Annotated in this window: 26 protein-coding genes; 20 read left to right on the forward strand and 6 right to left on the reverse strand. The window is 37.4% G+C overall.

The annotated features are described in order from the left end of the window. Nucleotides 1-121: 121 nt before the first annotated feature. Both ACK1U5_RS16000 and ACK1U5_RS16005 read left to right on the forward strand, forming a co-directional pair. Nucleotides 122-358, forward strand: a complete 237-nt coding sequence (locus ACK1U5_RS16000; protein WP_000533804.1) for a DUF2553 family protein — start codon at nucleotides 122-124, stop codon at nucleotides 356-358. 1 nt (nucleotide 359) lies between these two features. After that, nucleotides 360-542 (forward strand): sporulation protein Cse60, encoded by a 183-nt coding sequence (locus tag ACK1U5_RS16005; protein ID WP_000621751.1) that lies wholly within the window; start codon nucleotides 360-362, stop codon nucleotides 540-542. Nucleotides 543-576: 34 nt separating this feature from the next. Here the strand turns inward: ACK1U5_RS16005 and ACK1U5_RS16010 are convergent, their stop codons facing one another. Continuing rightward, nucleotides 577-804 carry a DUF3973 domain-containing protein gene (locus ACK1U5_RS16010; RefSeq protein ID WP_000498988.1) on the reverse strand — a complete coding sequence of 76 codons (228 nt, stop codon included), beginning with the start codon at nucleotides 802-804 and terminating at the stop codon, nucleotides 577-579. Nucleotides 805-1,227: 423 nt separating this feature from the next. On the opposite strand from ACK1U5_RS16010, the gene ACK1U5_RS16015 reads away from it, so the two are divergent. Both ACK1U5_RS16015 and ACK1U5_RS16020 read left to right on the forward strand, forming a co-directional pair. Then, on the forward strand, nucleotides 1,228-1,659 hold the full coding sequence (locus tag ACK1U5_RS16015) for an SRPBCC family protein (protein WP_000437770.1): 432 nt from the start codon (nucleotides 1,228-1,230) through the stop codon (nucleotides 1,657-1,659). After that, nucleotides 1,660-1,983, forward strand: a complete 324-nt coding sequence (locus tag ACK1U5_RS16020; RefSeq protein ID WP_000098837.1) for an ArsR/SmtB family transcription factor — start codon at nucleotides 1,660-1,662, stop codon at nucleotides 1,981-1,983. It abuts the gene before it with no gap. Nucleotides 1,984-2,012: 29 nt separating this feature from the next. On the opposite strand, the gene ACK1U5_RS16025 is transcribed toward ACK1U5_RS16020, so the two are convergent. Then, the gene (locus ACK1U5_RS16025) at nucleotides 2,013-3,452 is read right to left on the reverse strand and encodes an MDR family MFS transporter (protein ID WP_098567609.1); all 1,440 of its coding nucleotides are present in this window, start codon (nucleotides 3,450-3,452) and stop codon (nucleotides 2,013-2,015) included. 284 nt (nucleotides 3,453-3,736) lie between these two features. After that, nucleotides 3,737-5,008 carry a BaiN/RdsA family NAD(P)/FAD-dependent oxidoreductase gene (locus tag ACK1U5_RS16030; RefSeq protein ID WP_000558859.1) on the reverse strand — a complete coding sequence of 424 codons (1,272 nt, stop codon included), beginning with the start codon at nucleotides 5,006-5,008 and terminating at the stop codon, nucleotides 3,737-3,739. Between the two features lie 294 nt (nucleotides 5,009-5,302). On the opposite strand from ACK1U5_RS16030, the gene ACK1U5_RS16035 reads away from it, so the two are divergent. Then, a complete protein-coding gene (locus ACK1U5_RS16035) occupies nucleotides 5,303-6,955 on the forward strand; it encodes a putative polysaccharide biosynthesis protein (RefSeq protein ID WP_001284029.1) in 1,653 nt (550 codons plus the stop codon). A 41-nt stretch (nucleotides 6,956-6,996) separates the two neighbouring features. Continuing rightward, entirely contained in the window at nucleotides 6,997-7,725 is a 729-nt protein-coding gene (locus ACK1U5_RS16040) for a pseudouridine synthase (protein ID WP_001234947.1), read from the forward strand. Between the two features lie 79 nt (nucleotides 7,726-7,804). On the opposite strand, the gene ACK1U5_RS16045 is transcribed toward ACK1U5_RS16040, so the two are convergent. Further along, nucleotides 7,805-8,026, reverse strand: coding sequence for a DeoR family transcriptional regulator (locus tag ACK1U5_RS16045; RefSeq protein WP_000805512.1), 222 nt, complete (start codon nucleotides 8,024-8,026; stop codon nucleotides 7,805-7,807). 357 nt (nucleotides 8,027-8,383) lie between these two features. Here ACK1U5_RS16045 and pepV point away from each other — a divergent pair, with 357 nt between their 5' ends. The 4 genes from pepV (at nucleotide 8,384) to ACK1U5_RS16065 (ending at nucleotide 13,817) form a co-directional block, all read left to right on the forward strand. Then, nucleotides 8,384-9,790, forward strand: coding sequence for a dipeptidase PepV (pepV, locus tag ACK1U5_RS16050; protein ID WP_087875819.1), 1,407 nt, complete (start codon nucleotides 8,384-8,386; stop codon nucleotides 9,788-9,790). 103 nt (nucleotides 9,791-9,893) lie between these two features. Then, a complete protein-coding gene (thpR, locus tag ACK1U5_RS16055) occupies nucleotides 9,894-10,439 on the forward strand; it encodes an RNA 2',3'-cyclic phosphodiesterase (protein ID WP_113710586.1) in 546 nt (181 codons plus the stop codon). Between the two features lie 211 nt (nucleotides 10,440-10,650). Continuing rightward, on the forward strand, nucleotides 10,651-12,792 hold the full coding sequence (gene pulA, locus ACK1U5_RS16060; protein ID WP_048568523.1) for a type I pullulanase: 2,142 nt from the start codon (nucleotides 10,651-10,653) through the stop codon (nucleotides 12,790-12,792). Nucleotides 12,793-13,019: 227 nt separating this feature from the next. Continuing rightward, nucleotides 13,020-13,817, forward strand: coding sequence for a phosphotransferase family protein (locus tag ACK1U5_RS16065; protein WP_001986674.1), 798 nt, complete (start codon nucleotides 13,020-13,022; stop codon nucleotides 13,815-13,817). 3 nt (nucleotides 13,818-13,820) lie between these two features. On the opposite strand, the gene ACK1U5_RS16070 is transcribed toward ACK1U5_RS16065, so the two are convergent. Continuing rightward, complete coding sequence (locus ACK1U5_RS16070) at nucleotides 13,821-14,099, reverse strand: YtzH-like family protein (protein ID WP_001122235.1); 279 nt, start codon at nucleotides 14,097-14,099, stop codon at nucleotides 13,821-13,823. Nucleotides 14,100-14,327: 228 nt separating this feature from the next. Between ACK1U5_RS16070 and trmB the strand changes: the two genes are divergently transcribed. Further along, a complete protein-coding gene (gene trmB / locus ACK1U5_RS16075) occupies nucleotides 14,328-14,981 on the forward strand; it encodes a tRNA (guanosine(46)-N7)-methyltransferase TrmB (protein ID WP_001239385.1) in 654 nt (217 codons plus the stop codon). 69 nt (nucleotides 14,982-15,050) lie between these two features. Then, complete coding sequence (locus ACK1U5_RS16080) at nucleotides 15,051-15,905, forward strand: YtnP family quorum-quenching lactonase (RefSeq protein WP_000436862.1); 855 nt, start codon at nucleotides 15,051-15,053, stop codon at nucleotides 15,903-15,905. A gap of 238 nt (nucleotides 15,906-16,143) precedes the next feature. Here the strand turns inward: ACK1U5_RS16080 and ACK1U5_RS16085 are convergent, their stop codons facing one another. Continuing rightward, complete coding sequence (locus ACK1U5_RS16085; protein ID WP_000118543.1) at nucleotides 16,144-16,455, reverse strand: PepSY domain-containing protein; 312 nt, start codon at nucleotides 16,453-16,455, stop codon at nucleotides 16,144-16,146. 148 nt (nucleotides 16,456-16,603) lie between these two features. Here ACK1U5_RS16085 and ACK1U5_RS16090 point away from each other — a divergent pair, with 148 nt between their 5' ends. From ACK1U5_RS16090 to ACK1U5_RS16125, 8 genes are all read left to right on the forward strand, one after another. Then, nucleotides 16,604-17,677 carry a M42 family metallopeptidase gene (locus ACK1U5_RS16090; protein WP_001986690.1) on the forward strand — a complete coding sequence of 358 codons (1,074 nt, stop codon included), beginning with the start codon at nucleotides 16,604-16,606 and terminating at the stop codon, nucleotides 17,675-17,677. Nucleotides 17,678-17,958: 281 nt separating this feature from the next. Beyond that, nucleotides 17,959-18,468, forward strand: a complete 510-nt coding sequence (locus tag ACK1U5_RS16095; RefSeq protein ID WP_113710587.1) for a DUF84 family protein — start codon at nucleotides 17,959-17,961, stop codon at nucleotides 18,466-18,468. Nucleotides 18,469-18,550: 82 nt separating this feature from the next. Then, nucleotides 18,551-18,865, forward strand: coding sequence for a thioredoxin family protein (locus ACK1U5_RS16100; protein WP_000838193.1), 315 nt, complete (start codon nucleotides 18,551-18,553; stop codon nucleotides 18,863-18,865). A 78-nt stretch (nucleotides 18,866-18,943) separates the two neighbouring features. Next, nucleotides 18,944-19,756 (forward strand): DUF1444 domain-containing protein, encoded by an 813-nt coding sequence (locus ACK1U5_RS16105; RefSeq protein ID WP_000784588.1) that lies wholly within the window; start codon nucleotides 18,944-18,946, stop codon nucleotides 19,754-19,756. Further along, nucleotides 19,753-20,367 (forward strand): YtpR family tRNA-binding protein, encoded by a 615-nt coding sequence (gene ytpR, locus ACK1U5_RS16110; RefSeq protein ID WP_001006761.1) that lies wholly within the window; start codon nucleotides 19,753-19,755, stop codon nucleotides 20,365-20,367. Before ACK1U5_RS16105 ends, ytpR begins: the two co-directional genes overlap by 4 nt. A gap of 267 nt (nucleotides 20,368-20,634) precedes the next feature. Then, a complete protein-coding gene (locus ACK1U5_RS16115; protein WP_000813342.1) occupies nucleotides 20,635-20,979 on the forward strand; it encodes a hypothetical protein in 345 nt (114 codons plus the stop codon). Between the two features lie 40 nt (nucleotides 20,980-21,019). After that, nucleotides 21,020-21,973, forward strand: a complete 954-nt coding sequence (locus ACK1U5_RS16120) for an N-acetylmuramoyl-L-alanine amidase (protein ID WP_000874038.1) — start codon at nucleotides 21,020-21,022, stop codon at nucleotides 21,971-21,973. 154 nt (nucleotides 21,974-22,127) lie between these two features. After that, nucleotides 22,128-26,000, forward strand: a complete 3,873-nt coding sequence (locus tag ACK1U5_RS16125; protein ID WP_448814833.1) for a DNA translocase FtsK — start codon at nucleotides 22,128-22,130, stop codon at nucleotides 25,998-26,000. Nucleotides 26,001-26,034: the final 34 nt, after the last annotated feature.

Consider the following 26,034-nt stretch of genomic DNA (forward strand, 5'->3'; position numbering starts at 1 on the left):
GATTTTTTTAGAAAAATAGTACAGGTGAGAAAGAAGGCATATCCACTTATTTTTAAGCATAAAATGTAAAAGCGCTAATACAATATACCTAAATCCGTTCTTTGCAAAGGAGGGAGAGAAGGTGGGGCGCACAATAAAAATTGATATTACAAATAAAGTTGTAGCTAAATTTAGACCAAATTATTTGGAATTATATACGAGTAAATTTATGATAGGTAAGTTTTATGTCTATACTGAAGATAAAAAATATGTGTTAGAAGACGGATATATATATGAGAATGGAAAGTTTTATCGCATCATAGATACGCACCGTGGCAATAATCAAGCGGCGGAGGGCTGCGATCTAGGATGGTGTTAACATGATTCGTGTGAAAGTGTTTGATGAAAGTCACGAAAAAGACTTAGAAGACGCTGTGAATGTGTTTTTGAAAAAGATTGATGATAGCAACTTTGTAGATATTAAGTATCAAGTTGGTGTTTCCATTAACGACGATGAAAACCAAATTTATTGTTTTTCAGCAATGATCGTTTATAAAGCATAAAAAAGAGCTGGCTCACCCAGCTCTTTTTTATGTTTTATGTTGGGACAACATGTGTCGGTAATACGTTCATAATAGATTGGGGTGTGCCTAATTTCTTTGTCGTTAAAAGAGGCTCCCCTGTTTCATGATTTTGGGCATCTTTACACATACCAAGGTGATAACGATCACCTAAAAATGGATCAATATAAAAACCGTTTTTGAATACTTTATCATTCGGATGTTTTTCATGATGAATATCAGAGCAGTTAATGCAATAGAACATAGCTTTCATCCCCTTTTTATTTTTGTTTGAAAAAAGTGAGTCGGTAGTCATTTCGCTCCTGAGGAAATGTTGAGGAGAAGAGAAATAACTACCTACTCAAATGGTGGGCATATTCCTTCTGATTTGTCATATCTCGCGTATTGTCCCTTGAGGGAAGGAGGAGAGACGAAGTACGCATGATATAAGTAAGGCGCTTCTCTCAAGATAAATGATGGAGTTTCATGTTGAGAGAAGTTTTTATTTTGTATTGCCTTTGTGAGTATATTATGAGGAAATGCTAAGAGGGTGTTTGTCCTGTTGAAAAAATGTTGAGAATTTCTCAACAGTAAAAGAATTAGCGTTGACATGAAACTAAAAGGTGTTATATTATCGAAGTATAACCAAAAGGTGTTATGTTATAACGCCGAGTAAAGGAGAATGAAAATGGAACAACAAAATACATTAAATGATATTAAACAAACAATCGTTTTTAACGCGTCTATTCAAAAGGTATGGAGTGTAGTATCAACTGCAGAAGGGATTGCGTCATGGTTTATGCCAAATGATTTTGTATTAGAGGTAGGACATGAATTTCATGTGCAATCACCATTTGGGCCATCACCATGTAAAGTGTTAGAGATTGATGAGCCAAACTATTTATCTTTCTCATGGGATACAGATGGCTGGGTTGTTTCATTTAATTTGAAAGACTTAGGAGATAACAAAACAGAATTTACGTTAATTCACGGCGGCTGGAAACATCCTGATGAAATTCTTCCGAAAGCAAATGCGAAGAGCTCTATTATTCGCGATAGAATGAGCGGTGGTTGGGTAGCGATTGTAAATGAAAAACTGAAAAAGGTTGTCGAAGGCTAAGTGTCCTCGTCAGCAGCGAAATATGATGTATTTCAAGCAATTGCTGATCCAACCCGCCGAGAAGTAATACGGTTATTAAGTGACAAAGAGTTACCGATTTCCAAAATAACGGATCATTTTCCGATGAGTCGTACTGCGGTTGTAAAGCACCTTCATATTCTTTCGGAAGCAAATTTAGTAAGTGGAAGAAAAAGCGGAAGAGAGAAAATATATCGTTTGCATCCAGAACCATTAGAAGAATTACAACAGTGGCTCTCATATTATGAACGTTTTTGGGATAATAAATTATCCATGCTGAAACATATTGTGGAGAATGAAGAATAAAAAAAGGATGACCAAAATGGTCATCCTTTTTATTGTTGCTCACTTGTTTGTGTAGCTGGCTTTAATAAAAGCCAACCGATAATTAATGTACATACTGCTAATACGAAAGTGCTCATATAAATAACGTGTACACTTGCTGCTAATGCGGATTGTGATTCAGTGGCTACACTTGTTGTAGTTCCGCCGTGTCCGCCAGATACAAGATCAAGGTTTTTAATACCGCGCGCATGAATCATCGTATTGAAGATTGTTCCAAAGATTGCAGCACCTAATGTTTGACTAAATGTATTAATAAATGTGTTTAAACCAACAGCTGTTCCGCGTGTATGAGCTGGTACGGCTGCTTGAATTGTTACCATGTAAATCGGTGTCACAAGCCCCATTCCTAAGCCGAATAATCCGACTGCTACATAAATAAGGAACGATGGTGAATTTGTTGATAGTGTAAATAATAAGAACGTAGCGACTGATAAAATGCTAGCTCCAAGTAAAATGATTTGTTTCGTTTTTAATTTGCCTACTAAGTTACCAGAGAAAATAGCGCCAAATGTCCACATAACAGGGATTGGCATTAAAATAAGTCCAGCTTCTGTAGCATTTTTCCCTAATACACCTTGGCTCCAAATTGGAAGGTACATTGTAATACTAATAATCATTGCGCCAGCAATAAGAGTTAATATATTTATCGTAGATAATGTACGGTTAGAGAAAAGTGCTAGCGGAATTAATGGTTCTGGAGATTTTTTCTCGATGAATAAGAAAATAATAAATGAAATAGCGGCAAAGATTAATAGGCCGATAATTGTCATGTCTCCCCAGTTTTGCTTACTGCTACCTGTTAATAATGCATATAGTAGAGCGATTGTACTTAATGAGAAGACTGTTGCACCAAGATAATCGATATGATGCTTAGCAGCTTTAATAGATTCTTTGTAGTAAATTGCAATCATTAAGCAAGCGATAATTCCGAATGGAACGTTTAGGAAGAAAATATAGCGCCAAGAAAGGGAATCAACTAAAAATCCACCTACTAACGGTCCGATAACACCGGATACACCCCAAACGGCACTCATCCAACCTTGTGCTTTCGCGCGGTCTTTCGCTTCGCTATATAAGTCTCCAATAATCGTCATTGTGATTGGCATAACAGCACCAGCACCGATACCTTGAAGCGCGCGGAAAAAGATTAATTGTTCCATCGATGTAACGACGCCGCAAAGTGCAGAACCGACTAAAAAGATTGTAGCTCCGATCAGTAAAACTTTTTTACGGCCAAATAAATCAGCGAGCTTTCCGTATATTGGAGTCGAAACAGCTGTTGCAAGCATATAAATTGCATATACCCAACTAACAAGTTCGACGCCTGACAAATCACTCGTTATACGAGGGATTGCTGTACTAACAATCGTTCCTTCTACCGCAGAAAGAAACGTCATTAACATTAAAGACATCATGACTTTTTTTCTCATTTGTTTTCCCCTTACCCTTTTTTAAATATTCAACAATATAAAATATAAAGGTACTAAGGTAAATAAAGCAACAAAAAAGCAATGGAAAGTTACATGGAGCAGATATTTGTCGCTTCTTGTCGGTAAGTCGATAAATTTGGAAAATCGCCGATATAAGTTGCAGAATCGCTGATAAATTTGGGAAATCGCCGATATAAGTTGCGGAATCGCTGATATATTTGTGGAATTGCTCATATAATTTCATGTACCTATAAAAAAAGAAACAGGAATCCCTGTTTCTTTTTTTAATACTGCATTTTCGCGTTTTCTCCAGCTGTCGTTCCGGCAATTCTACCAGTAACAAGGGCTGATGTAATATTATAGCCACCAGTATAACCGTGAATATCAAGAACTTCTCCGCAGAAATATAAGCCGTTCGTAAATTTAGAAGACATTTCTTTCGGGTTAATTTCTTTCACGGATACACCGCCGCCAGTAACGAATGCTTTTTCAATTGACTGCGTACCATTTACATTCACAGTAAACTCTTTAAAGTCTTTCACAAGTGCACGAATCTTTTCGTGAGAAACTTGTCCAGCTTGTTCGCTGCCGTCAATTTCATTTTTTTCTAATAAGAATAGGAAGTAACGTTCAGGAACATAACCTTTTAAAACGTTTTTAATTCCTTTTTTCGGATCTTCTTTCATTTGTTTCAGCATGCGCTGAAATAGTTGCTCACTATTTTCCTCTGGCAATGCATCAATACTCATTTGTATTGTATTCGTTTTAAACTTTTTCAGTGCTTTCACGACGAATTGACTACAGCGAAGAGCAGCGGGTCCGGATAGGCCGAAATGAGTGAAGAGCATGTCCATTTTGTGAGAAATGATAGCTTTTCCTTTCGGGTTTAATACACTTAAGTTTATATCACGTAAAGCAAGACCTTGTAATGAGCGGTCACGTATAAACGGCTCGTTTGAAAGGATAGGTACTTCTGTTGGGAATAATTCTGTAATTGTATGACCCGCTTTTTCAGCCCAAGCATATCCGTCTCCAGTAGATCCAGTTTGAGGAACTGATTTTCCGCCAACAGCGATAACGACGTGATTCGTTTCTAACACTTCGCCTGTTTGCAGTATAACTGCTTTCGTTTGACCATTTTCATATTCAATCGTTTCAACAGGCGTATTTGTACGAATTTTTACACCTAAGTCTTTTAATCGTGTTAAAAGTGCGTCTACAACAGATTGTGCTTTGTTTGACACAGGGAACATGCGACCATGGTCTTCTTCTTTCAATTTAACACCAAGATTTTCGAAGAATGTAATAATATCTTCATTATTAAAAATAGAAAAAGCGCTGTATAAGAAGCGACCGTTTCCTGGTATATGTTTAACAATTTCATCAAGTGGTAGACGGTTCGTTACGTTACAGCGTCCGCCACCAGAAATTGCAAGTTTACGCCCAAGTTTATTTCCTTTATCAAGAAGTAAGACATTTGCGCCTTCTTCTGCAGCACCAATTGCAGCCATTAGCCCAGAAGGACCGCCGCCGATGACAATAACATCATAATGCATAATATATCGACCTCATTTTCTACATTTCCTGCCTAAAAGAATAGCATGTTTTCCCTTAAAAGAAAAATAGAGTGAAGTACTGCTTAATGAGAGAATTGTGGTACAATACAAAAGTTAGAGTTCAGCACTATCCTGCCATTTGTAGGCGATAAGACTAAAACCTCAAGATTTAGGAGAAGTAAATAGGGAGTCTGTTAGCCTGTAAATGCTCGAATGGTTCAACTAATAAGGAGTAGGAGAGAAGTCTCCAACTAATTATAGTTTCACTTTATGTAGATGTAGGAGGATTTTTGTATGTCCGATTCGAAATTTCTGCGCGGAACGCTTATTGTTACGCTAGGGACATTTTTAGTAAAGTTCTTAGGCATGATTTACGTCTTTCCGTTTCATGCATTAGTAGGAACAGAAGGCGGAACGCTCTATACATATGGATACATTCCATATACGATCTTTTTAAGTATCGCAACGGCAGGTGTGCCACTTGCTGTTTCAAAATTTGTTTCCAAATATAATGCGCTTGGCGATTATAAAACGAGCCGGAGAATGTTCCGCTCGGGAATGGTTATGATGATAGTAACAGGAGTTCTTTCGTTCCTAGTACTGTACATGACGGCGCCATTGTTTGCAGAAGCGATGCTTGGTAAACAAAGTATACACAATAATGTAGGAGAAGTTACGACGATTATTCGTCTTGTAAGTTTCGCACTTATTGTTGTACCAGCAGCGAGTTTAATTCGTGGTTATTTCCAAGGTCACCAGTCTATGGGACCAACTACCGTTTCACAAATTATTGAACAAATTATTCGTATCGTCTTTTTATTAGCAGGTAGTTTTATCGTTATTAAAGTACTTGGCGGTACAGTTGCAACAGCAGTTGGAGTAGCGACATTTGCTGCGTTCGTTTCAGCGGTTGGAGCACTCGGTGTGTTAATTTGGTACTGGTTAAAACGTAAAAAATATTTGGATCAATATTTAATTGAACAAACTGTACCAGAATCAACAGTAAGCACCGTTCAATTGTTTAAAGAGTTATTTGCATATGCGATTCCTTACGTTGTAATTGGGTTAACAATTCCTTTATATCAACAAATTGATACATTGACATTTAACTCAATTATGCAGGCGATTGGTCAAGGTGATATCGCAGAGCGAGCTCTCGGTATTTTCACAATGTGGACGCATAAGTTAATTATGATTCCTGTATCACTTGCAACAGCGTTTAGTTTAACGCTTGTACCAGCAATTACAAAATCATTTACTGAAAAACAATACCGTTATTTGAAATTACAAATTACACAAACATTCCAGGCGAATATGTTTTTAACATTGCCAGCAGTTGTCGGTATTTCTTCACTGGCATATCCAATTTATACTGCGTTTTACGATTCAGATCCACTAGGTGGACAAGTATTAATGTGGTATGCACCAGTTGCGTTGTTATTCGCTTTATTTACAGTAACAGCGGCAATCCTGCAAGGTATTAACCAGCAGAAGCATGCGATTATTGCGCTTATAATGGGCGTTATTTTGAAATTTGTATGTAACGTAATCTTTATTCGTTATTTCGGTACAGTAGGAGCAATTCTAGCAACAGCAGTTGGTTTCTTAGCTTCTGTTTGGTACACAAATCAACAAATTAAAAAATACGCACACTATTCATTCGGTGTTGTATATAAAAGAACATTCCAAATTGCAGTACTAACACTTATAATGGTCGTTGCTGTAAAACTATCACAATGGCTTCTATCCTTCATGATTTCGCCTGATGGCCGTATTGGTGCTCTTATAACAGTTGCAATTTGTGCAGGTATTGGCGGTCTTGTTTACGGATTGTTAGCAATTCGCACAGGAGTACTTGAAAGAGTATTTGGCGGAGAAGCATTAGATAAAATTCAACGTAAACTTGGTAGTAGATTTAAAATAAAGTTGAAATCAAGAGGGGCGTAATTACGTCCCCTTTTCTATGATAAATAAAGAAGGTGAAAAACGTGAGATTAGATAAATTATTAGCAAATATGGGATATGGAAGTAGAAAAGAAGTAAAGAAATTATTGAAAGACGGCGTTGTGAAAATTGATGGAACGCCAGTAAAAGATGCGAAAGTTCATGTAAATGTAGAAGAGCAAGAAGTTATGATTCACGGTGAAGTTGTGGAATACAAAGAATTTGTTTACTTAATGATGCATAAACCACAAGGTGTTATTTCAGCGACGGAAGATGATAATCATGAAACAGTAATAGATTTATTAGAATTAGAAGATGCAATCTTTGATCCGTTCCCAGTTGGACGACTTGATATCGATACGGAAGGGTTCTTATTGATAACAAATGATGGGAAGTTATCACATCAATTATTATCTCCGAAAAAGCATGTGCCGAAAAAATATTATGCACACGTTGCAGGAGTAGTAACAGAAGAGGATGTAAAAGAGTTTGCTAAAGGTGTTATTTTAGATGATGGCTATGAAACAAAGCCAGGTGCACTTACAATATTGAAAAGCGATGATATTTCTGAAATTGAGCTTGTGATTACGGAAGGGAAATTCCATCAAGTGAAGCGTATGTTTGAAGCGGTAGGGAAAAAAGTAGTCTACCTAAAGAGAACAGAGATGGGTCCGTTAGTATTAGATGAAGAACTAGAACTTGGACAATACCGAGAGCTAACAGATGAAGAAGTAGAAATGTTAAAAACATATCAAGTAGATACTGAAAAGTAGTACCTTTATAGGCGCAGAAAAGACCCCTTTCTAATTATTAGAAAGGGGTATGTATTTATTTACATACAATTATTTTTCATTATGAGGTCATTCTCACTTTCTTTCCTGTTGTTGTCCACTTACCGCGGCAAGGGCTATACACGAGTTCATTAAACTGCAACACATTTAGATCACGTTGTATCGTTCGCGGTGTGATCCCGAACTCATCTACAAGGTCTTTCGTCGTTACCGTTCCGTTTTCATTGATGTACATATAAATTGATTTAATGCGTGTTAGCATACGAGTAGTTGTAGGTTTCAAGAGAAAACCACTCCTCTACTAGTTTTTTTGACCCCATTCAGGAAAGAAGGTCGTTACTACCATTGTACTCTACATGATAAAATTCATGCTTTAATCTACTTAAATTTTACAGAAATTTAACAAATATTCATATAGAAAAATATTGGTAGTTGACATTGTATATATGGTCAGTCAACTAACACATAAAATTCTACGTAAAACGCCAAATTCCTGCAAATTTTTTTGGAAAAATAAAAGAAAAACTAATAAGAAATATCTGAAATATTACAATTGTTCGGTATTTAGTTTTCGTGTATGGCATAAGAGATTTCGGTTTGTTATGATGAAAGAAACAATATAGTGAAGGATGGATGCGTGATGTCAGCAATTAATTGGACAGAAGAAGTTGCGAAACGAAAAGATGATTTAATTCGTGATACACAACAATTTTTACAAATTAAAAGTGTATGGGAAGAAGAATCGGCGAAAGAGGGCGCACCATTCGGTGAAGGTGTAGAAAAAGCTTTATCTTTCATGTTACATAAAGGAGAAACTGAAGGTTTTGCTTCTAAAAATTTAGAAGGATATGCAGGTCATCTTGAAATGGGACAAGGAGAAGAGTTAGTAGGCATTCTTTGTCACGTTGATGTTGTACCAGAAGGAGATGGCTGGACGACTCCTGCATATAGTGCGGATATTCGCGATGGAAAGATTTTTGCACGTGGTGCAATTGACGATAAAGGCCCAACGATGGCAGCATATTATGCGATGAAAATTGTGAAAGAATTAGGCTTACCTCTTTCAAAACGTGTTCGTATGATTATAGGAACAGATGAGGAAAGTAATTGGAAATGTGTAGATCACTACTTTAAAAATGAAGAAATGCCAACAATCGGTTTTGCACCAGATGCAGACTTTCCAATTATTAATGCAGAAAAAGGAATTTCTGATATACAAGTTGTGCAAAATGGTAGTGAAGAGAAAAAAGGTACATATGAACTTGTTTCATTTGATTCAGGGCGCCGTTTAAATATGGTTCCTGATTTTGCAGAAGCGGTTATTACAGGAGAAGATGTAAATGCACTTACAGTAGCATATGAAGAATATTTACAAAATGCTAAAAAAATAGGGAAATCGACTATAGAAGGAAATACAGTGACGTTGCAAATAGAAGGAATTTCAGCGCACGGATCTACTCCTGAAAAAGGAGAAAATGCAGGTTTATTATTAGCAAACTTCTTAACTACAGTTTCACTTAATGGAAAAGCAACTGCATTTGCGACATTTGCAACAGAAACATTTACTGGTGATATTTTTGGTGAAAAAGCTACTATTGCTTATAAAGATGAAATTAGCGGTCCGTTAACAGTGAATGTCGGTCGCATTTCTTATACGAAAGAAAACGGTGGTAACTTAGGGCTAAACGTACGTTACCCAGTTACAACTAACTTTGAAGAAACAATTGTGAAGTTGAAAGAATATGTTGGTACGCATGGTTTTGAAGTGGCCGACTATTCTAATTCTCGCCCACATCACGTCGATAAAGATCACGTATTAATCCGTACGTTACAACGTGTGTATGAAGAACAAACAGGTGAAAAAGCAGAACTATTAGCAATCGGCGGCGGTACTTATGCTCGTTCATTAAAAGCTGGTGTGGCATTTGGCCCGCTATTCCCTGGAAAAGAAGAACTTGCACATCAAAAAGATGAGTATATCGAAATTGAAGACTTATTAAAAGCAACAGCAATTTACGCGCAAGCAATTCATGAATTAGCGAAGTAATGGATATATAAATAATGTCCGCTCTCTATTTTGGAGAGCGGCTTCTTTTTACCTGAATGAGATAAGAAAGAAAAGCAACAATAGAAAGAAGGAGAAGATGTACATGGAACTGCATTATTTTGTCGCAATTACGTTACCGAATCATATAAAAGAAATGCTGTATAACTATAAAAAGGACATGCAAGAGGAATTACAATTTCGTTCATGGGTACATAAAGAAGACTATCATATTACCCTTTCATTTTTAGGGAGTGCAACGGAGGAACAATTAGAGGGAATAAAAAATGGATTACAAACAGTTGCAGAAACAAAAGAACTATCGTTCACGTTACAAGGTTTTTCAACGTTTGGTAGGGAAGATCAGCCCCGTATTTTTGGGGCGAAGGTAAGTGAGAATCACGATTTGTTTCAGTTGCAAAAGCAAGTACATGCCATTTGTGAAGAAAATGGATTTTCTCTAGAAATACGCCCGTATCACCCGCATATTACCGTTGCTCGTAAATGGATAGGAGAAGAAAAGTTTCGTTTAGAAAGTATAAAAGAAGTGCCTGAAATATCATTTCAAGCAGATACAATTACTTTATACGAATCCCACGTGAAAGAAACCCCGAAGTATAAATCGATTGCTGAAATAAAATTACAAAAATAGAATGTTGAAAACGTTTTTTATGCAGGTGAATATACTATAGAGAAGAATGGAGTTACTGTATAGAGTCTTGTTGATAAGAAAAGCCTTATCATTTGCAGCTCATTTTATCTCGCCTAATTGGTGAAGGCTAATAATAAGTGAGGATGGAAAAATTTTCTCGCTCATTAAAGTTTCACTTTATTTTAACTTTGAGAATGATGGTGATTTTTTTATGTTGAAAGTAAAACGTCCATTTGATGCCTATTTAGATGAAATGAATAAAATTACAATTTTGCTCCCACATGCGTATGGAACAAGTCGGACATTTCGTTTGCAAGAAGGAAGTAATGTGAAAGATTTACCGATTGCTCATACTATTGCGCTTCCAGATGCAACGAAGTATGAGTGCTTTATAGAAGAGCCGCTAGATGTGGGGAAGTATTATACAGTACGAGATGAACGGAATGAAGAAACTGATTTACAAATAGGTGCTGTTATTCGAACAAAAATTTTCGATGAAAAGTATTATTACGAAGGTACAGATTTAGGTGCTGTGTATCAAAAACAAGAAACGACATTTAAAGTATGGGCCCCAACTGCAAGGCTCGCGAAAGTAAGAATTTATAAGAGCGATAAAGAATATGCCGATCATGAAATGTACAGGGGAGAAAACGGAGTTTGGATTCAAACATTACAAGGTGATTTAGACGGAGCACGCTATACATTTCTTGTTTGTATTAATTTAATATGGAACGAAGCGGTGGATCCTTACGCAAAGTCAGTGACTGTAAATGGAAAGTATGGCATTGTTATCGATTTAGAAAAGACGACTGTAACGAAACGAGAGCAATTACCACCATTACAAGCAATGACAGATGCCATATTGTATGAATTGCATATTCGTGATGCTACTATTCATCCGAACAGTGGAGTGAGTAAAAAAGGGACGTATAAAGGGCTAATGGAAGAAGGAACAACAGGACGAAATGGGACATTGACAGGTTTGTCTCATATAAAAGATTTAGGCGTTACGCATGTTGAATTATTGCCTTTATATTGTTTCGGTGGTGTGGATGAGGCGAATCCTTCTTCTGCCTATAATTGGGGGTACAATCCATTATATTACAATGCACCAACAGGATATTATGCTACAAACCCCTCTGATCCGTATAACAGGATAGTTGAGTGCAAACAACTAATTGAAACATTTCATGAACAAGGTATTAGGGTGATTATAGATGTTGTATATAATCATGTTTATGAAAGAGAGCTATCATCATTTGAGAAGCTTGTTCCAGGATACTATTTTCGTCATGGTGAAGATGGTATGCCTTCTAATGGGACGGGAGTCGGAAATGATATAGCATCTGAACGGAAAATGATGAGGAAATTCATTGTAGAGTCTATTTTATATTGGCTTACTGAATACAATGTCGATGGATTCCGATTCGATTTAATGGGAATTTTAGATGTTGATACAATGAATATGATAGAGAAAGAAGTGCGAAACATAAAACGAGATGCTTTGTTATTAGGAGAAGGATGGGATTTACAAACACCGCTTCCTCTTGAGGAAAAAGCAACGTTAAATAATGCGAAGAAAATGCCACATATCGCGCAGTTTAATGATCAATTTCGTGATGGGATAAAAGGGAGTACATTTCATATAAATAAGCGTGGTTTTGCATTTGGTGGGCATGTAGACTGTAATCATTTGCAGTATATTGCAGCAGGAAGTCTTTTAAGTATGAAAGAAACAGGGCTGTTTTTAGAGCCGGCGCAAAGCATTAACTATGTAGAATGTCATGATAATATGACGATGTGGGATAAACTAGTGCGCAGTAATGAGGAATCAGAAACGATTTTGAAAAAACGTCACCTATTAGCGAGCGCAATGGTTATTCTTTCACAAGGCATTCCTTTCTTACACGCAGGACAAGAGTTTTATCGTACGAAGAAAGGAAATGAAAATAGTTATAATGCAAATGATGAGATCAATCAATTAGATTGGGATCAAAAAGAGAAAGAGATAGAGACCGTTAACTATATAAAAGGTTTAATTGCGATTCGTAAAGAGCATGGGGCATTCCGATTACAAAATGCAGACCTTATAAAAAAACATATGACTTTTTTACAAACATCTACAGAAGTACTTGCATATCACCTAGAGCATGCAGAATCGTTTGGGCCGTGGAAAGAGATTATCGTCTTATTTAATAGCGGTTTAGAAGCTAAAACTGTGCAACTTCCGAAAGAAGCAACGTGGCATGTGTTAGTAAACGAAAACGAAGCGAAAATAGAGCCAATTTCTTCATTTAGAGGAAAGGAACTTAGGCTCGCTCCAATTAGCACGTATATATTGACGATAATGTGACAAATCGCTACTTGACGATGAGAATGTAATAAATGTAGAATTGACAAAGGTGACGATTTTGATAAGTTGTCATTCTATGACAGGTTTTGTAAAATAAAATAGAGGATTTTTGGCTTAGGCTAATTTTTCTTTTCATTTACAGTAAAATATATGAATCCACAACATGTGTAGAAATGTTGCGGTTTTTCTTTTCATAACTATAAAAGATAAGGATTTGTTAACGGGTAATGAATATGGAATGGTTGGAACAATTATTAGGAAAAGAGTGGAGTCTTGTACCGGCTGGTGGAGTAACGGGCGATGCATATATTGCGCAAAACGGACAACAGAAGTTATTTTTAAAGCGGAATACATCGCCCTTTTTAGCGGTATTGTCAGCAGAAGGAATTGTTCCAAAATTACTTTGGACAAGAAGGGTAACGAATGGTGATGTAATTTCTGCTCAAAAATGGCTTCCGGGACAGAAGCTAGAGCCAGAGGATATGAAACTAGAACGTGTTGCGAAACTTTTGAAGAAAATACACTCCTCTAAAGCGCTTGTACAGATGATTCAAAGACTTGGGAAGCAGCCGCTTCACGCACAAGAGTTATTACAACAACTGCAACTCGTTTTAAGAGGAGATATAAGGGATGATGAAACAATTCAGCAAGGCCTTCAATATTTAATGGATTCATTAAAAGCTATTGAATACAATGAATTCGTTGTATGCCATTGTGATGTAAACCATAACAACTGGCTATTGTCGGATGAAGATGAATTGTTTTTAATTGATTGGGATGGAGCTGTAATTGCTGACCCAGCTCTAGACCTCGGTATGTTATTATATTGGTACATTCCGCGCCAGGAGTGGAGTGAGTGGCTCGGTTATTATGATATTGAAATGGATGAATCGCTGCTTAGGCGTATGAGATGGTATGTGATAGCACAAACGATTTTGTCTATTCAATGGCATACAACAAAAAAACAGCAAGCAGAAGCTGAATATTGGCATCAATATTTACAGCAACTACTTGCTTCAGAATAATACTTAAGAAAAATTGTCCATTCCAGCAATCCACTGAGTAAGTTGTTCTTGATTATTGGAAATATGGTTGTCCAAATTAGAGGAAGATTTACCCGATTGACTATAAGAATATACATCGTTTAGCATTGTTTTAGCGTCACTACTTATATTATCGTTTGCGAGTAACGATTGAATGAGGCGCTCTAATTGCTCGCATTCTGAAACTGTCCCGCAGCAATCACTTTGGTGGTTGACTAAAATATCTTTCAGCACTTCTAATTGATGTTGTTGATTAATTGGCATGAACGGATCATCCTTTCGATTGTTTTTCTCTTCAAATGTAAGAGAAAAAGCTGTTTCGTCATGGAATGTTTAATGCTGTATGTAGTTTTTATCAAAATGGTACATCTTATACTTGAAAGAAACGGACCGAGTGCTCGTACGTACTTGGTTTTTTGTTTGGTAGATTGATTAAAAAAGAAAGAAGGAATTATTCCTTTAAAATAGCTATGTAAAGAGAGGGAAACATCTATGCGTTTAAGACATAAACCGTATGCAATGGATCGAATTAATGAATATTCACATATCGTAATCGGAAACCCAGAGGAGCGCGCTGGTAGCTGGAAAGAAGTATTTGGAAACGAACAACCAATTCACATTGAAGTAGGTACAGGTCGTGGCCGCTTCATGTATGATATGGCAAAAGCGAATCCACATATTAATTATATTGGAATTGAAAAATTCACAAGTGTTGTTGTAGATGCACTTGATAAATTAATTGAAGAAGAATTACCAAACTTAAAGTTAATTAATAAAGATGCTGAAGATTTAACAGTTTTCTTTGCGAAAGGTGAAATTGATCGCGTTTATTTAAACTTCTCAGATCCATGGCCAAAGAAACGTCATACGAAGCGTCGTTTAACGTATAAAACATTTTTACGTAATTACGAAGAAGTGTTAGTAGAAGGCGGAGAAATTCATTTCAAAACAGATAACCAAGGTCTATTTGAATATTCTCTTATGAGTATGGCTGAGTATGGTATGTTACTAACGTACTTAAGCTTAGATCTTCATAACAGCGACTTTGAAGGTAACATCATGACTGAATACGAAGAGAAATTCTCTAGTAAAGGTCATCGTATTTACCGAGTTGAAGCAAAATATCGTACAGAGCCTATGCAGTAATGCATAGGTTTTTTTACATCTAAAATAATCAGAATTTTATGTTAAGATTAATTGAAAGGGGGATGTGTAATGGAACAGTTACAAATTGGAGATATAAAAGTAACGTGGTTAAAAGGCGGGAATACACATTTAGACGGGGGAGCGATGTTTGGTGTTGTGCCGAAAGTACTTTGGTCACGTAAGTATAAACATAATGATACAAATCATATTTATTTACGAACAGATCCGTTACTTTTGCAAACGAAAGACGGAAATATGCTCATTGATTCCGGAATAGGAAACGGTAAATTGAATGAGAAGATGAAGCGGAATCAAGGTGTAACAGAAGAATCATCGGTTTATGAATCATTAGAAAAACTAGGATTAAAGCCAGAAGATATTCACTATGTTTTAATGACGCACCTTCATTTTGATCATGCATCTGGTTTAACAAAATGGGAAGGTGATCACCTTGTACCAGCGTTTCCGAACGCGAAAGTTTACGTAAGTGAAACAGAGTGGAATGAAATGAGGAACCCAAATATTAGATCCCGTAATACATATTGGAAGGAAAATTGGGAGCCGATTGTAGATCAAGTTGTTACGTTCCAGCAAGAAATAGAAATTACAGATGAAATAAAAATGGTGCATACAGGTGGTCATAGTGATGGACATGCAGTTATTGCTTTAGAAAGCCATGGGGAAACGATGCTTCATTTAGCAGACCTATTACCGACGCACGCACATCAAAATGTATTATGGGTAATGGCATACGACGATTATCCGATGACCTCGATTGAAAATAAACAAAAGTGGATGAAGTATGGTGCTGAAAAAGAGGCATGGTTTACGTTTTACCATGACGCATATTATCGCGCTGTGAAGTGGAATGAGGAAGGACATATCGTAGAAAAAGTAGAACGGAAAACGAGTATAGAAGCATAAAAATAGGAGGTTGTTCCATCATATTTATTGGAGCAGCCTCTTTTTTATTGTCGGGTTTTGTCGGTAAGTCGATATATTTAAACAAACGCTGATATAAATTGAGTTGCGCCGATATAATTGGGAAATCGCTGATATAAATTGAGTTGCGCCGATATATTCGGAAAATTGCTGATATAATTTTAATCAATACCCGCAATTTCAAAAAAATAAGAGGTTCACCTAATGGGAACCCTCCTTTTTATGCTGCTATAACCTCTAAAACAGTACCTGTTTTAGCATCAACTAAAAATTCAAATCGTTCTTGTATATCATTTAACATTGTTGTAAGACCGCCGCGATAAACTTCATATGCGACATCATATTTTTCAAATGTCTCTGGAACCATATGTACCCAAGAGCCAGTAATTTCACCTTTATGACTTAATGCTTGTTTCACCATTTTCAATGCTTTTTCTGAAGAAATATGGGATTGTTCTTGTACTTTGTTTGCAACGAGATAACCAGCTGCGAACCCAACGCCAAGACCTGCTACTAAACCTTTCCAGCTCATATATTCACCTCAATTCTATAAAATAAAAATAGTGTACCGATAATAATTATAAAGCAAATACAGCTAAAAAAGAAGAAACTAGAAACATTTCGAAAATTTCGTTACAATAAAAGAGGTATTCTACTAAGGTTTGAAAGAAGGGGACTTCGTGAATAAAGAGACATTACAATTATTTCGTACGTTAACAGAATTACAAGGTGCATCAGGTTTTGAACATAATGTACGCCGTTTTATGAAACAAGAATTAAGCAAATATGCGGATGAAATTGTACAAGACGGTTTAGGTAGCGTATTTGGTCTGAAAAAAGGGGACGAAACTGGCCCGCGTGTTCTTGTAGCAGGTCATATGGATGAAGTAGGTTTCATGATTACGCAAATTACGAAAAACGGAATGCTTCGTTTTCAAACGTTAGGCGGATGGTGGAGTCAAGTTTTATTAGCACAGCGTGTACAAGTTATGACGAAGAATGGTCCTGTTATTGGGGTTGTTGGTTCTATTCCTCCTCATTTATTAAGTGACGCGCAACGTGCAAAACCGATGGATATAAAAAATATGTTAATTGATATAGGTGCAGATAGTTATGAAGATGCGATTGAAATTGGTGTAAAACCAGGACAACAAATCGTGCCGATTTGCCCATTCACACCGATGGCAAATGAGAAGAAAATTATGGCGAAAGCTTGGGACAACCGTTACGGATGTGGTCTTGCAATCGAATTGTTAAAAGAATTAAAAGATGAAACATTACCAAATACATTATATTCTGGTGCTACTGTACAAGAAGAAGTAGGCCTCCGCGGAGCGCAAACAGCTGCAAATATGATTCAACCAGACATTTTTTATGCGCTTGATGCAAGTCCAGCAAACGATGCATCTGGTGACAAAACACAGTTCGGTCAATTAGGAAAAGGTGCTCTTCTTCGTATTTATGATCGCACGATGGTAACACATAGAGGAATGCGCGAATTCATTTTAGATACAGCAGAAACAAACAACATTCCGTACCAATACTTTATTTCACAAGGTGGTACAGATGCGGGCCGTGTACATACAAGTAACTCTGGTATCCCATCAGCAGTAATTGGTGTTTGTGCACGCTACATTCATACACATGCTTCAATTTTACATGTTGATGATTATGCAGCGGCGAAAGAATTAATTACGAAGCTTGTAAGAACAACAGATAAAACGACGTTAGAGACAATTAAGAATAACGCGTAGAGAAGAAGGGCGAAAAACCCTTCTTTTTTTAGGTTGAATAGATGACCCAGCGATGAGTGGTGGCGGTTAGTGCCTAATGGGTGCTCGAATGATGTATTAAGACCGCGGGTAGGAAGAAAGAAGAAGCCTGTTTTTGTGTTTAGGACCAGTAATATTGTAGAAAGCGACCTTCTTTTATGGGGAGAAGGAATTCCCTGATGGTGTGTGGTAGTGGTTGGTACTTAATTTGTGCCGAAGCAGATATTAGAATAGAATGATGAATTTTTATAGAGGTGAACGAAATGAAAGTAGTAGTTGGATCAAAGAATAAAACGAAGGTTGGCGCTGTGGAGAAGGTTTGGAAAGATGCTGAAATTATATCTCTTTCTGTTCCGTCAGGAGTATCAGCTCAGCCTTTCTCAGATGAAGAGACGATGCAAGGAGCAATCAATAGAGCGAAGCGAGCGCTAGAGGAAGGAGAAGCTCCAATTGGTATTGGGCTAGAAGGCGGCGTAATGAAAACGGAGCACGGTTTATTTATGTGTAACTGGGGCGCGCTAGCAACAAGTGATGGGAAAGTATTTGTGGCCGGAGGAGCGCGTATTACGTTACCAGACGATTTTTTAGCACCTCTTGAAGATGGTAAGGAATTAAGCGAAGTGATGGAAGAGTTTGTGCAGAGAAAAGATATTCGTAGTCACGAAGGTGCGATCGGTATTTTTACAGATGATTATGTCGACCGTACGGAATTATTTGTACACGTTGTTAAGTTGTTAGTTGGGCAATATAAGTATGACAAAAAGCAAGCATAAACCTTGCACCGTGCGCGATGTATGGTAGTATAAAAGAAAGATTATAACATGAAAAATGCACTCGTTAGAGGAGGAAATATAGATGAAGTCATTAGAAAGCATGGAGCAATTCCAACAGTTAAAAAATGAAGAGAATGTAGTCTTTATGTTCTCAGCAGAATGGTGCCCAGACTGCCGCTTTGTAGACCCATTTATGCCAGAAGTAGAAGAGAAATATAGTGATTTCTCATTTTACTATGTAGATCGCGATGAGTTTATTGATCTATGCGTAAAATTAGACGTATTTGGCATTCCGAGCTTTGTAGCGTACAATAAAGGTGAAGAAACTGGTCGCTATGTAAACAAAGATCGTAAAACACAAGAACAAATCGAAGAGTTCATTGAAGGTTTAAAATAAGGCAATTTGCCAATTGAATTGTAAAACAACCTCTACCTTCGCGGGGGAGGTTATTTTTTTGGAAGGGAGGAAAAAGAGATGAAGATGACAAGTAAAAAGATGAAAGATGAGTTAATAAAGAAATTATCTCGCCCAGAATGGGACTTTCAGTATGATAGTGAGAAAGAAGTTTTACGTATTGAACAAAAAGACTCCAAAAAAGGTATTAACGTATCGCTTCCAGGAGTTGTGGCAAAATGGGAAGTGAACAAAGAAAAGGCAATTGAAGAAGTTGCTTATTACGTACAAGAAGCGCTAATTGCGATGCATAAAGAAGAAAATAGCGGAGCGAAAATTTTACCTGTTATTCGCTCTACTTCTTTCCCGAAACAAGCAGAAGAAGGAAATCCGTTTATTATGACGGATCATACGGCGGAAACACGTATTTACTATGCGTTAGATTCGAATAAAACGTATCGACTAATTGACGAGCGTCTATTACAAAAATTAGAACTTACAGAACAGCAAGTGCGTGAAATGGCATTATTCAACGCACGCTCATTAGGTTATGAATTTAAACAAGACACAGTAGCGGGGAATACATTCTACTTTTTAAACACAAATGATGGGTATGACGCGACTCGTATTTTAAACGAATCGTTACTACAATCGATGCGTGAAAAGATTTCTGGTGACATGGTTGTTGCTGTTCCTCACCAAGATGTATTAATTATTGCTGATATCGTCAACGAAATCGGTTATGATATTATTGCACAAATGACAATGAAATTTTTTGCCGAAGGGCATGTTCCGATTACATCACTTTCATTCGTATATGAAGATGGAGAATTTGAACCAATCTTTATTTTAGCGAAAAATCGGAAGAAGACAGATGGAAAAGAGAAAGGATGAACGAAGTGAATGTTTTTTACAACCTTGAAGGAATTGGTGACACTTTAATTGTTGCCTTACAAGATATTACTTTAGAGAACCGTACTTTTGATCGCAAAGGAGATGTTGCACGCGTATACGATCGTGAAAGCAACGAGACAGCAGGATTCAACATCTTTAATGCATCTTCTTACTTAGAAGTAAAAGAAACAGGCAACCTTACATTAACGAAAGAGCTTGTAGAGAAAATCAACGAAATTTTAGCGAAGAATGGCTTTGAAGAAACAGTAGAAGCAGATCTTTCTCCGAAATTTGTTGTAGGCTATGTAGCTGAAAAAGAAAAACATCCAAATGCTGATAAGTTAAACATCTGTAAAGTAGAAATCGGTACAGAAACATTACAAATCGTATGTGGTGCACCAAACGTTGATGCAGGACAAAAAGTTGTCGTTGCAAAAATCGGCGCTGTAATGCCAAGCGGTATGTTAATCAAGCCAGCTGAGCTTCGCGGTGTTCCTTCTTCTGGAATGATCTGCTCTGCACGTGAATTAGAGCTTCCAGATGCTCCACAAGAAAAAGGTATTCTTGTATTAGAAGATAGCTTTGAAGTTGGACAAGAGTTCAAATTTTAATTGATATAAGAAAAGAGAGGTTGTCCTTTTGGACAGCCTCTCTTTTTTTTGCATTCATTGTTGGTAATTCGAAATTTCGTGTTGAATCGTTGATATATTGAGAATAGTGATAGATATATTTAAAAAATCGTTGATATATTGAGAGTAGTGATAGATATATTCAAAAAATTGTTAATATGATAAGGATGTCACCTTTTTTCTTAAAATCTATATTGTATTTTATAAACAATCTAGTTAAAATTTAGAAAAGTAGAAGGGGATAGAAGTATGAAACAGCAACCAAAAATCGCAGAACTTCTAAAACGAATTGAAACTTCAAAACAGCAAGATGTTGAGCTAGGTACTTATGAAATATATTTGTTTAGTGAAAGTGAATTAGAAAAAGGACAAATCGGTTACCGATACGATAAACATAAAAATTCATTAATAAGTGAAGAACACGGAAAATGGAAAGAAGAATGGATTACAATTGGATATGAAACGGATATGGGCGATCCAGTTTTCGTAAATATAGATGATGCCGCTTATCCGCTTTATACTGCAGAACGTGGTACAGAAAAATGGCAGCCAGTTTATATTGGAAATATAGATGAGATTATAGGGCAATTATAAGAAAAACTTTGAATCCGGTGCAAAGTGATGGGGGAGAAGTATGAAGTATATAAAAATAATGAGCATGATTGCATTCATTGGAATATATATGGCCGGTTGTTCACAAGAGCAGCCGAAAAAAGAAACTACATCTTCTATACAAGAGAAAAACAAAGATACCAAAGAAGACGCACCGGTAGAAAAGAAGCAAGAACAAGAAAAGAACGAAGAATCGCAAGCAATTCAAACGAATGACCAAGTAGAACATAAGCAAGAGGAAGTATCATCTGATGAAAAGAAAGAAGAAACTACGCCAGTGCAGCCGACTGAGCAACCAGTGCAAAATAATGAACAAAAAATAGAGAGTAATGAAAAACAAGAGAAGTTTCTCGTCGTTATTGATCCAGGGCATCAACAAAAAGCGAATTTAAATTTAGAGCCGATTGGACCAGGGGCAACAACGCAAAAATATAAAGTGACAGACGGTACAACAGGTGTTGTGACGAAAAAGAGAGAGGCTGTACTTGTATTAGAAATGGCTTTTTTATTAAAAGAAAAGCTTGAAGCAAAAGGGATACAAGTATTAATGACGAGAACATCACAAGACGTTGATATAAGTAATAAAGAAAGGGCGGCATTCGCAAATAATCATAAGGCTAATTTATTTTTACGTCTTCATGCAGATGGTTCTGAAAATCCAAACCAAAGTGGATTCGCTGTATTGACGCCGGCAGAAGGAAGTCCGTATACGAAAGAGATTTATGCGGAAAGTCTTCAAATCTCTCAAATGATTGTAAATAAAATGAGGGAGAACCAGCAAGTAAAAGTAAATGGAATTAAATTTCGGGATGATCTTTCTGGATTTAATTGGGCAAAGGTTCCTGGTGTGTTATTAGAACTTGGGTTTATGTCAAACCATGAAGAAGATAAAAAATTATCTGACCCGCAATATGTAAATTCTTTATTGCAAAGTGTAACGGATAGCATAGATGCATATCAGAAGAGTAAAGCTTAAGCGCAGTCTTATATGAAAGGCTGCGTTTTTTCATATGAAACACTCGTAAATTAGAATATTGTGGATAAATATGACATGCTTAATTTTACCTGCACTTTTTGCCGAATGCTGATACAATAAAGGATGTTACTATTTAGTAGAAAGAGTGGTAAGCATGTTAGATTGGATGAAAAAGCTGTTTAACAAAGAGGAAGAACAAACAGCGATGAATAAAGAAGTACCAAAGCAAATTGAAAGTCAGCCGAAAATTCCTCGTGTAAACCACTACACTGAAGCAAGAGAAGCACAAATGGCAAGTAGGAATGCAGGTAAATGCCGTTTTCCTTTAGTACCGGATAATGGGTTCGATGAAGAGGATGAAAGCGAAGTAAATCGCTTCGAAGAACAACCTGTTCAAGGAGTAACATATGAAGAACCGACTGCCCAAAGAGGAATAAAGGTGGAAAGAAGCAGACGACCGTATGTGGAAAAGGTAGTTTCTACATATGAAGAGCCGGAAGTGCAATATGAACCGGTGCGGGAGTCTGTCGTTAAAAAGGCATCTGCACCTTCGCAAGAGAGTAACCGTAGACCATTTCGTCCAACAGAAATGATTTCGCCAATTTATGGATATAATCGTCCTTCAGTAGAGAAAAAGGAAGAAAAGCAGGAGGAAGTAAAGGAAAGAGAAGACCTTGAAATATCTGTAGAGGGTAAATCAGTCGTTGATGCATGGTTAGAGAAAAAAGGATATACATTATCTGATTTCTCAGAAGGACAAGCACCAACTTCTTCTAGTCATAGAGCTGCTAACCAGCAAGGAGAGCAACAATATGAAGAGAATAAAAAGGAAGAAAAGTCAGTAGTTGATCAATGGCTAGAGAAAAACGGTTATGAAATTGAACGCCAAGTGCCTTTAGTAGAAGAAAAAGAAGTGATTCAAGAAATGAGTACACTGCAGGAAGTTTCAGCGGATGAATTACTTCATAAAACAGTAGCTGAGCAGATGGAAAGTGCTAAGCTAGAAAAAGATGTAGTGGTGTTAAACAAAAACAATCTACAAGAAGAATTAGTAGCTTCTAAAGTAGAGCACGAGGATACAATATTATCAGAAGAAATTAAACGTAATACAGAAATAAAACAACCTACTATTGAAGTAGAAAAGCAAGCTCCAGAAGAATCAGTGATTGTCAAAGCAGAAGAAAAACTTGAAGAAACAATCATTGTGGAAATACTAGAAGAAGTGTCAAAAGTAGAAGTAATTGCAGAAACGGAAGAGTTTGAAGAAGTAGTTATGGAAACAGAGGCACCTGAAGAAGTGGAAGTAATTACAGAAACAGAAGAGTCAGAAGAAGCTGAAGTAATTGCGGAAGCAGAAGAGTCAGAAGAAGTGGTAGTAATTGCAGAAGCGGAAGAGTCAGAAGAAGTAGAAGTAATTACAGAAACAGAAGAGCTAGAAGAAGCTGAAGTAATTGCGGAAGCAGAAGAGTCAGAAGAAGTGGAAGTAATTGCAGAAGCAGAAGAGTCAGAAGAAGCTGAAGTAATTGCGGAAGCAGAAGAGTCAGAAGAAGCTGAAGTAATTGCGGAAACAGAAGAGTCAGAAGAAGCTGAAGTAATTGCGGAAGCAGAAGAGTCAGAAGAAGTGGAAGTAATTGCAGAAACGGAAGAGTCAGAAGAAGTGGAAGTAATTGCAGAAACGGAAGAGTCAGAAGAAGTGGGAGTAATTGCGGAAGCAGAAGAGTCAGAAGAAGTAGAAGTGATTGCAGAAATAAACGCGCCTGTAGTAGAGACATTTGTAGTACTTGAGGACATTCAGCAAGAAGATGAAGCAATTGAACAAAAGAGTGAATTCATACATGTTGCTGAGGCTGATGAACAAACGAAGAAAGATGTTCAAAGCTTTGCGGATGTTTTAATTGCAGAAAAACAACCAGTTGTAGAAGAAGCGCCAGTCGCAGAAGAAGCACCGGTCGTAGAAGAGCAATCAGTTGTAGAAGAACAACCAGTTGCCGAGGAAACACCAGTCGCAGAAGAACAACCGCTTGTACAAAAAGAAGAACCAAAACGTGAGAAAAAGCGTCATGTACCATTTAATGTTGTTATGTTGAAACAAGATAGAACACGATTAATGGAAAGACATGCAGCTAGAGCAAATGCAATGCAACCTTCTGCTAATGTACGAGTAGAGAATAAGCCAGTGCAACAAGAGGTAGCAGAACCACAAGTGGAAGAACGCCCAGTGCAGCAAGTAGTAGCAAAACCACAAGTGGAAGAGCACCCAGTGCAGCAAGTAGTAGCAGAGCCACAAGTGGAAGAACGCCCAGTGCAGCAAGAGGTAGCAGAACCACAAGTGGAAGAGCAACCAATGCAGCAGGTGGTAGCAGAACCACAAGTGGAAGAACGCCCAGTGCAGCAAGTAGTAGCAGAACCACAAGTGGAAGAGCACCCAGTGCAGCAAGTAGTAGCAGAACCACAAGTGGAAGAGCACCCAGTGCAGCAAGTAGTAGCAGAGCCACAAGTGGTAGAGCAAGTACAAAAGCCAATTTCAAGTACGGAAGTACAAGAGAAAGCATATGTTGTAAATCAAAGAGAGAACGATATGCGAAATGTATTGCACACACCACCGACATACACTGTTCCGCCATTAGCGCTGTTGTCGATTCCACAGCAATCAGCGTTAGATAATACAGAATGGTTAGAGGAGCAGAAAGAATTATTAGATACAACGTTTAATAATTTTCACGTTGGAGCACATGTTATTAATGTATCGCAAGGGCCAGCAGTAACTCGTTTTGAGGTGCAGCCAGACCCAGGTGTGAAAGTAAATAAAATTACAAATTTAAGTGATGATATTAAGTTAAGTTTAGCTGCGAAAGATATTCGTATTGAAGCGCCAATTCCAGGGAAGAGTGCGATTGGAATTGAAGTTCCAAATAAAGAAAGTAAGCCAGTATTTCTTCGCGAAATTTTAAGAAGTCCTGTATTCACAAAGAGTGAATCACCGCTTACTGTTGCGCTGGGGCTTGATATTTCAGGGGATCCAATTGTAACGGATATTCGAAAAATGCCGCACGGACTTATTGCGGGGGCGACGGGTTCAGGTAAAAGTGTGTGTATTAACGCGATTTTAACGAGTATTTTATATAAAGCGAAACCACATGAAGTGAAGTTAATGTTAATCGATCCGAAGATGGTTGAGCTTGCACCATACAATTCTGTTCCACATCTTGTAGCACCTGTTATTACGGATGTAAAAGCAGCGACAGCTGCATTAAAATGGGCAGTTGAGGAAATGGAACGCCGTTATGAATTGTTTGCGCATGCTGGTGCTCGTGATTTAACTCGCTACAATACGATTGTAAGTGAGCGAGAAATTCCAGGAGAGACATTACCTTATATCGTTATTGTCATTGACGAGTTAGCCGATTTAATGATGGTAGCACCTGGTGATGTTGAGGAAGCGATTTGTCGTATTGCGCAAAAAGCACGTGCTTGTGGTATTCATTTATTAGTAGCGACGCAGCGTCCATCTGTAGATGTTATTACAGGTTTAATTAAGTCAAACATTCCAACGCGTATAGCGTTTACTGTATCATCTCAAGTTGATTCGCGTACGATTATTGATATTGGGGGCGCGGAGAAATTACTTGGCCGTGGTGATATGTTATTCTTAGGGAACGGTACATCTAAGCCAGTTCGTGTACAAGGTGTATATGTATCGGATGATGAGATTGAAAAAACAGTTGATCATGTGAAAAAGCAAATGAAGCCGAATTATTTATTTAAGCAAGAGGATTTATTAGCGAAAACAGAACAAGCTGAGTCGGAAGACGAATTGTTCTTCGAAGCATGTCAATTTGTTGTAGAACAAGGGGGAGCGTCCACATCTTCTGTACAGCGAAAATTCCGCATCGGTTATAATCGCGCAGCACGTCTCATTGAAGAGATGCAATCGCAAGGAATTATTTCTGAAGCAAGAGGAACGAAGCCAAGAGATGTCCTTATTTCTGAGGATGAATTTGCCGCTATGCAGGAAACGAATGTATAGTAAACGGTTTTGCTGTATACTAAGAGAAAATGTT

This window comes from Bacillus sp. XB1 (assembly GCF_053557995.1).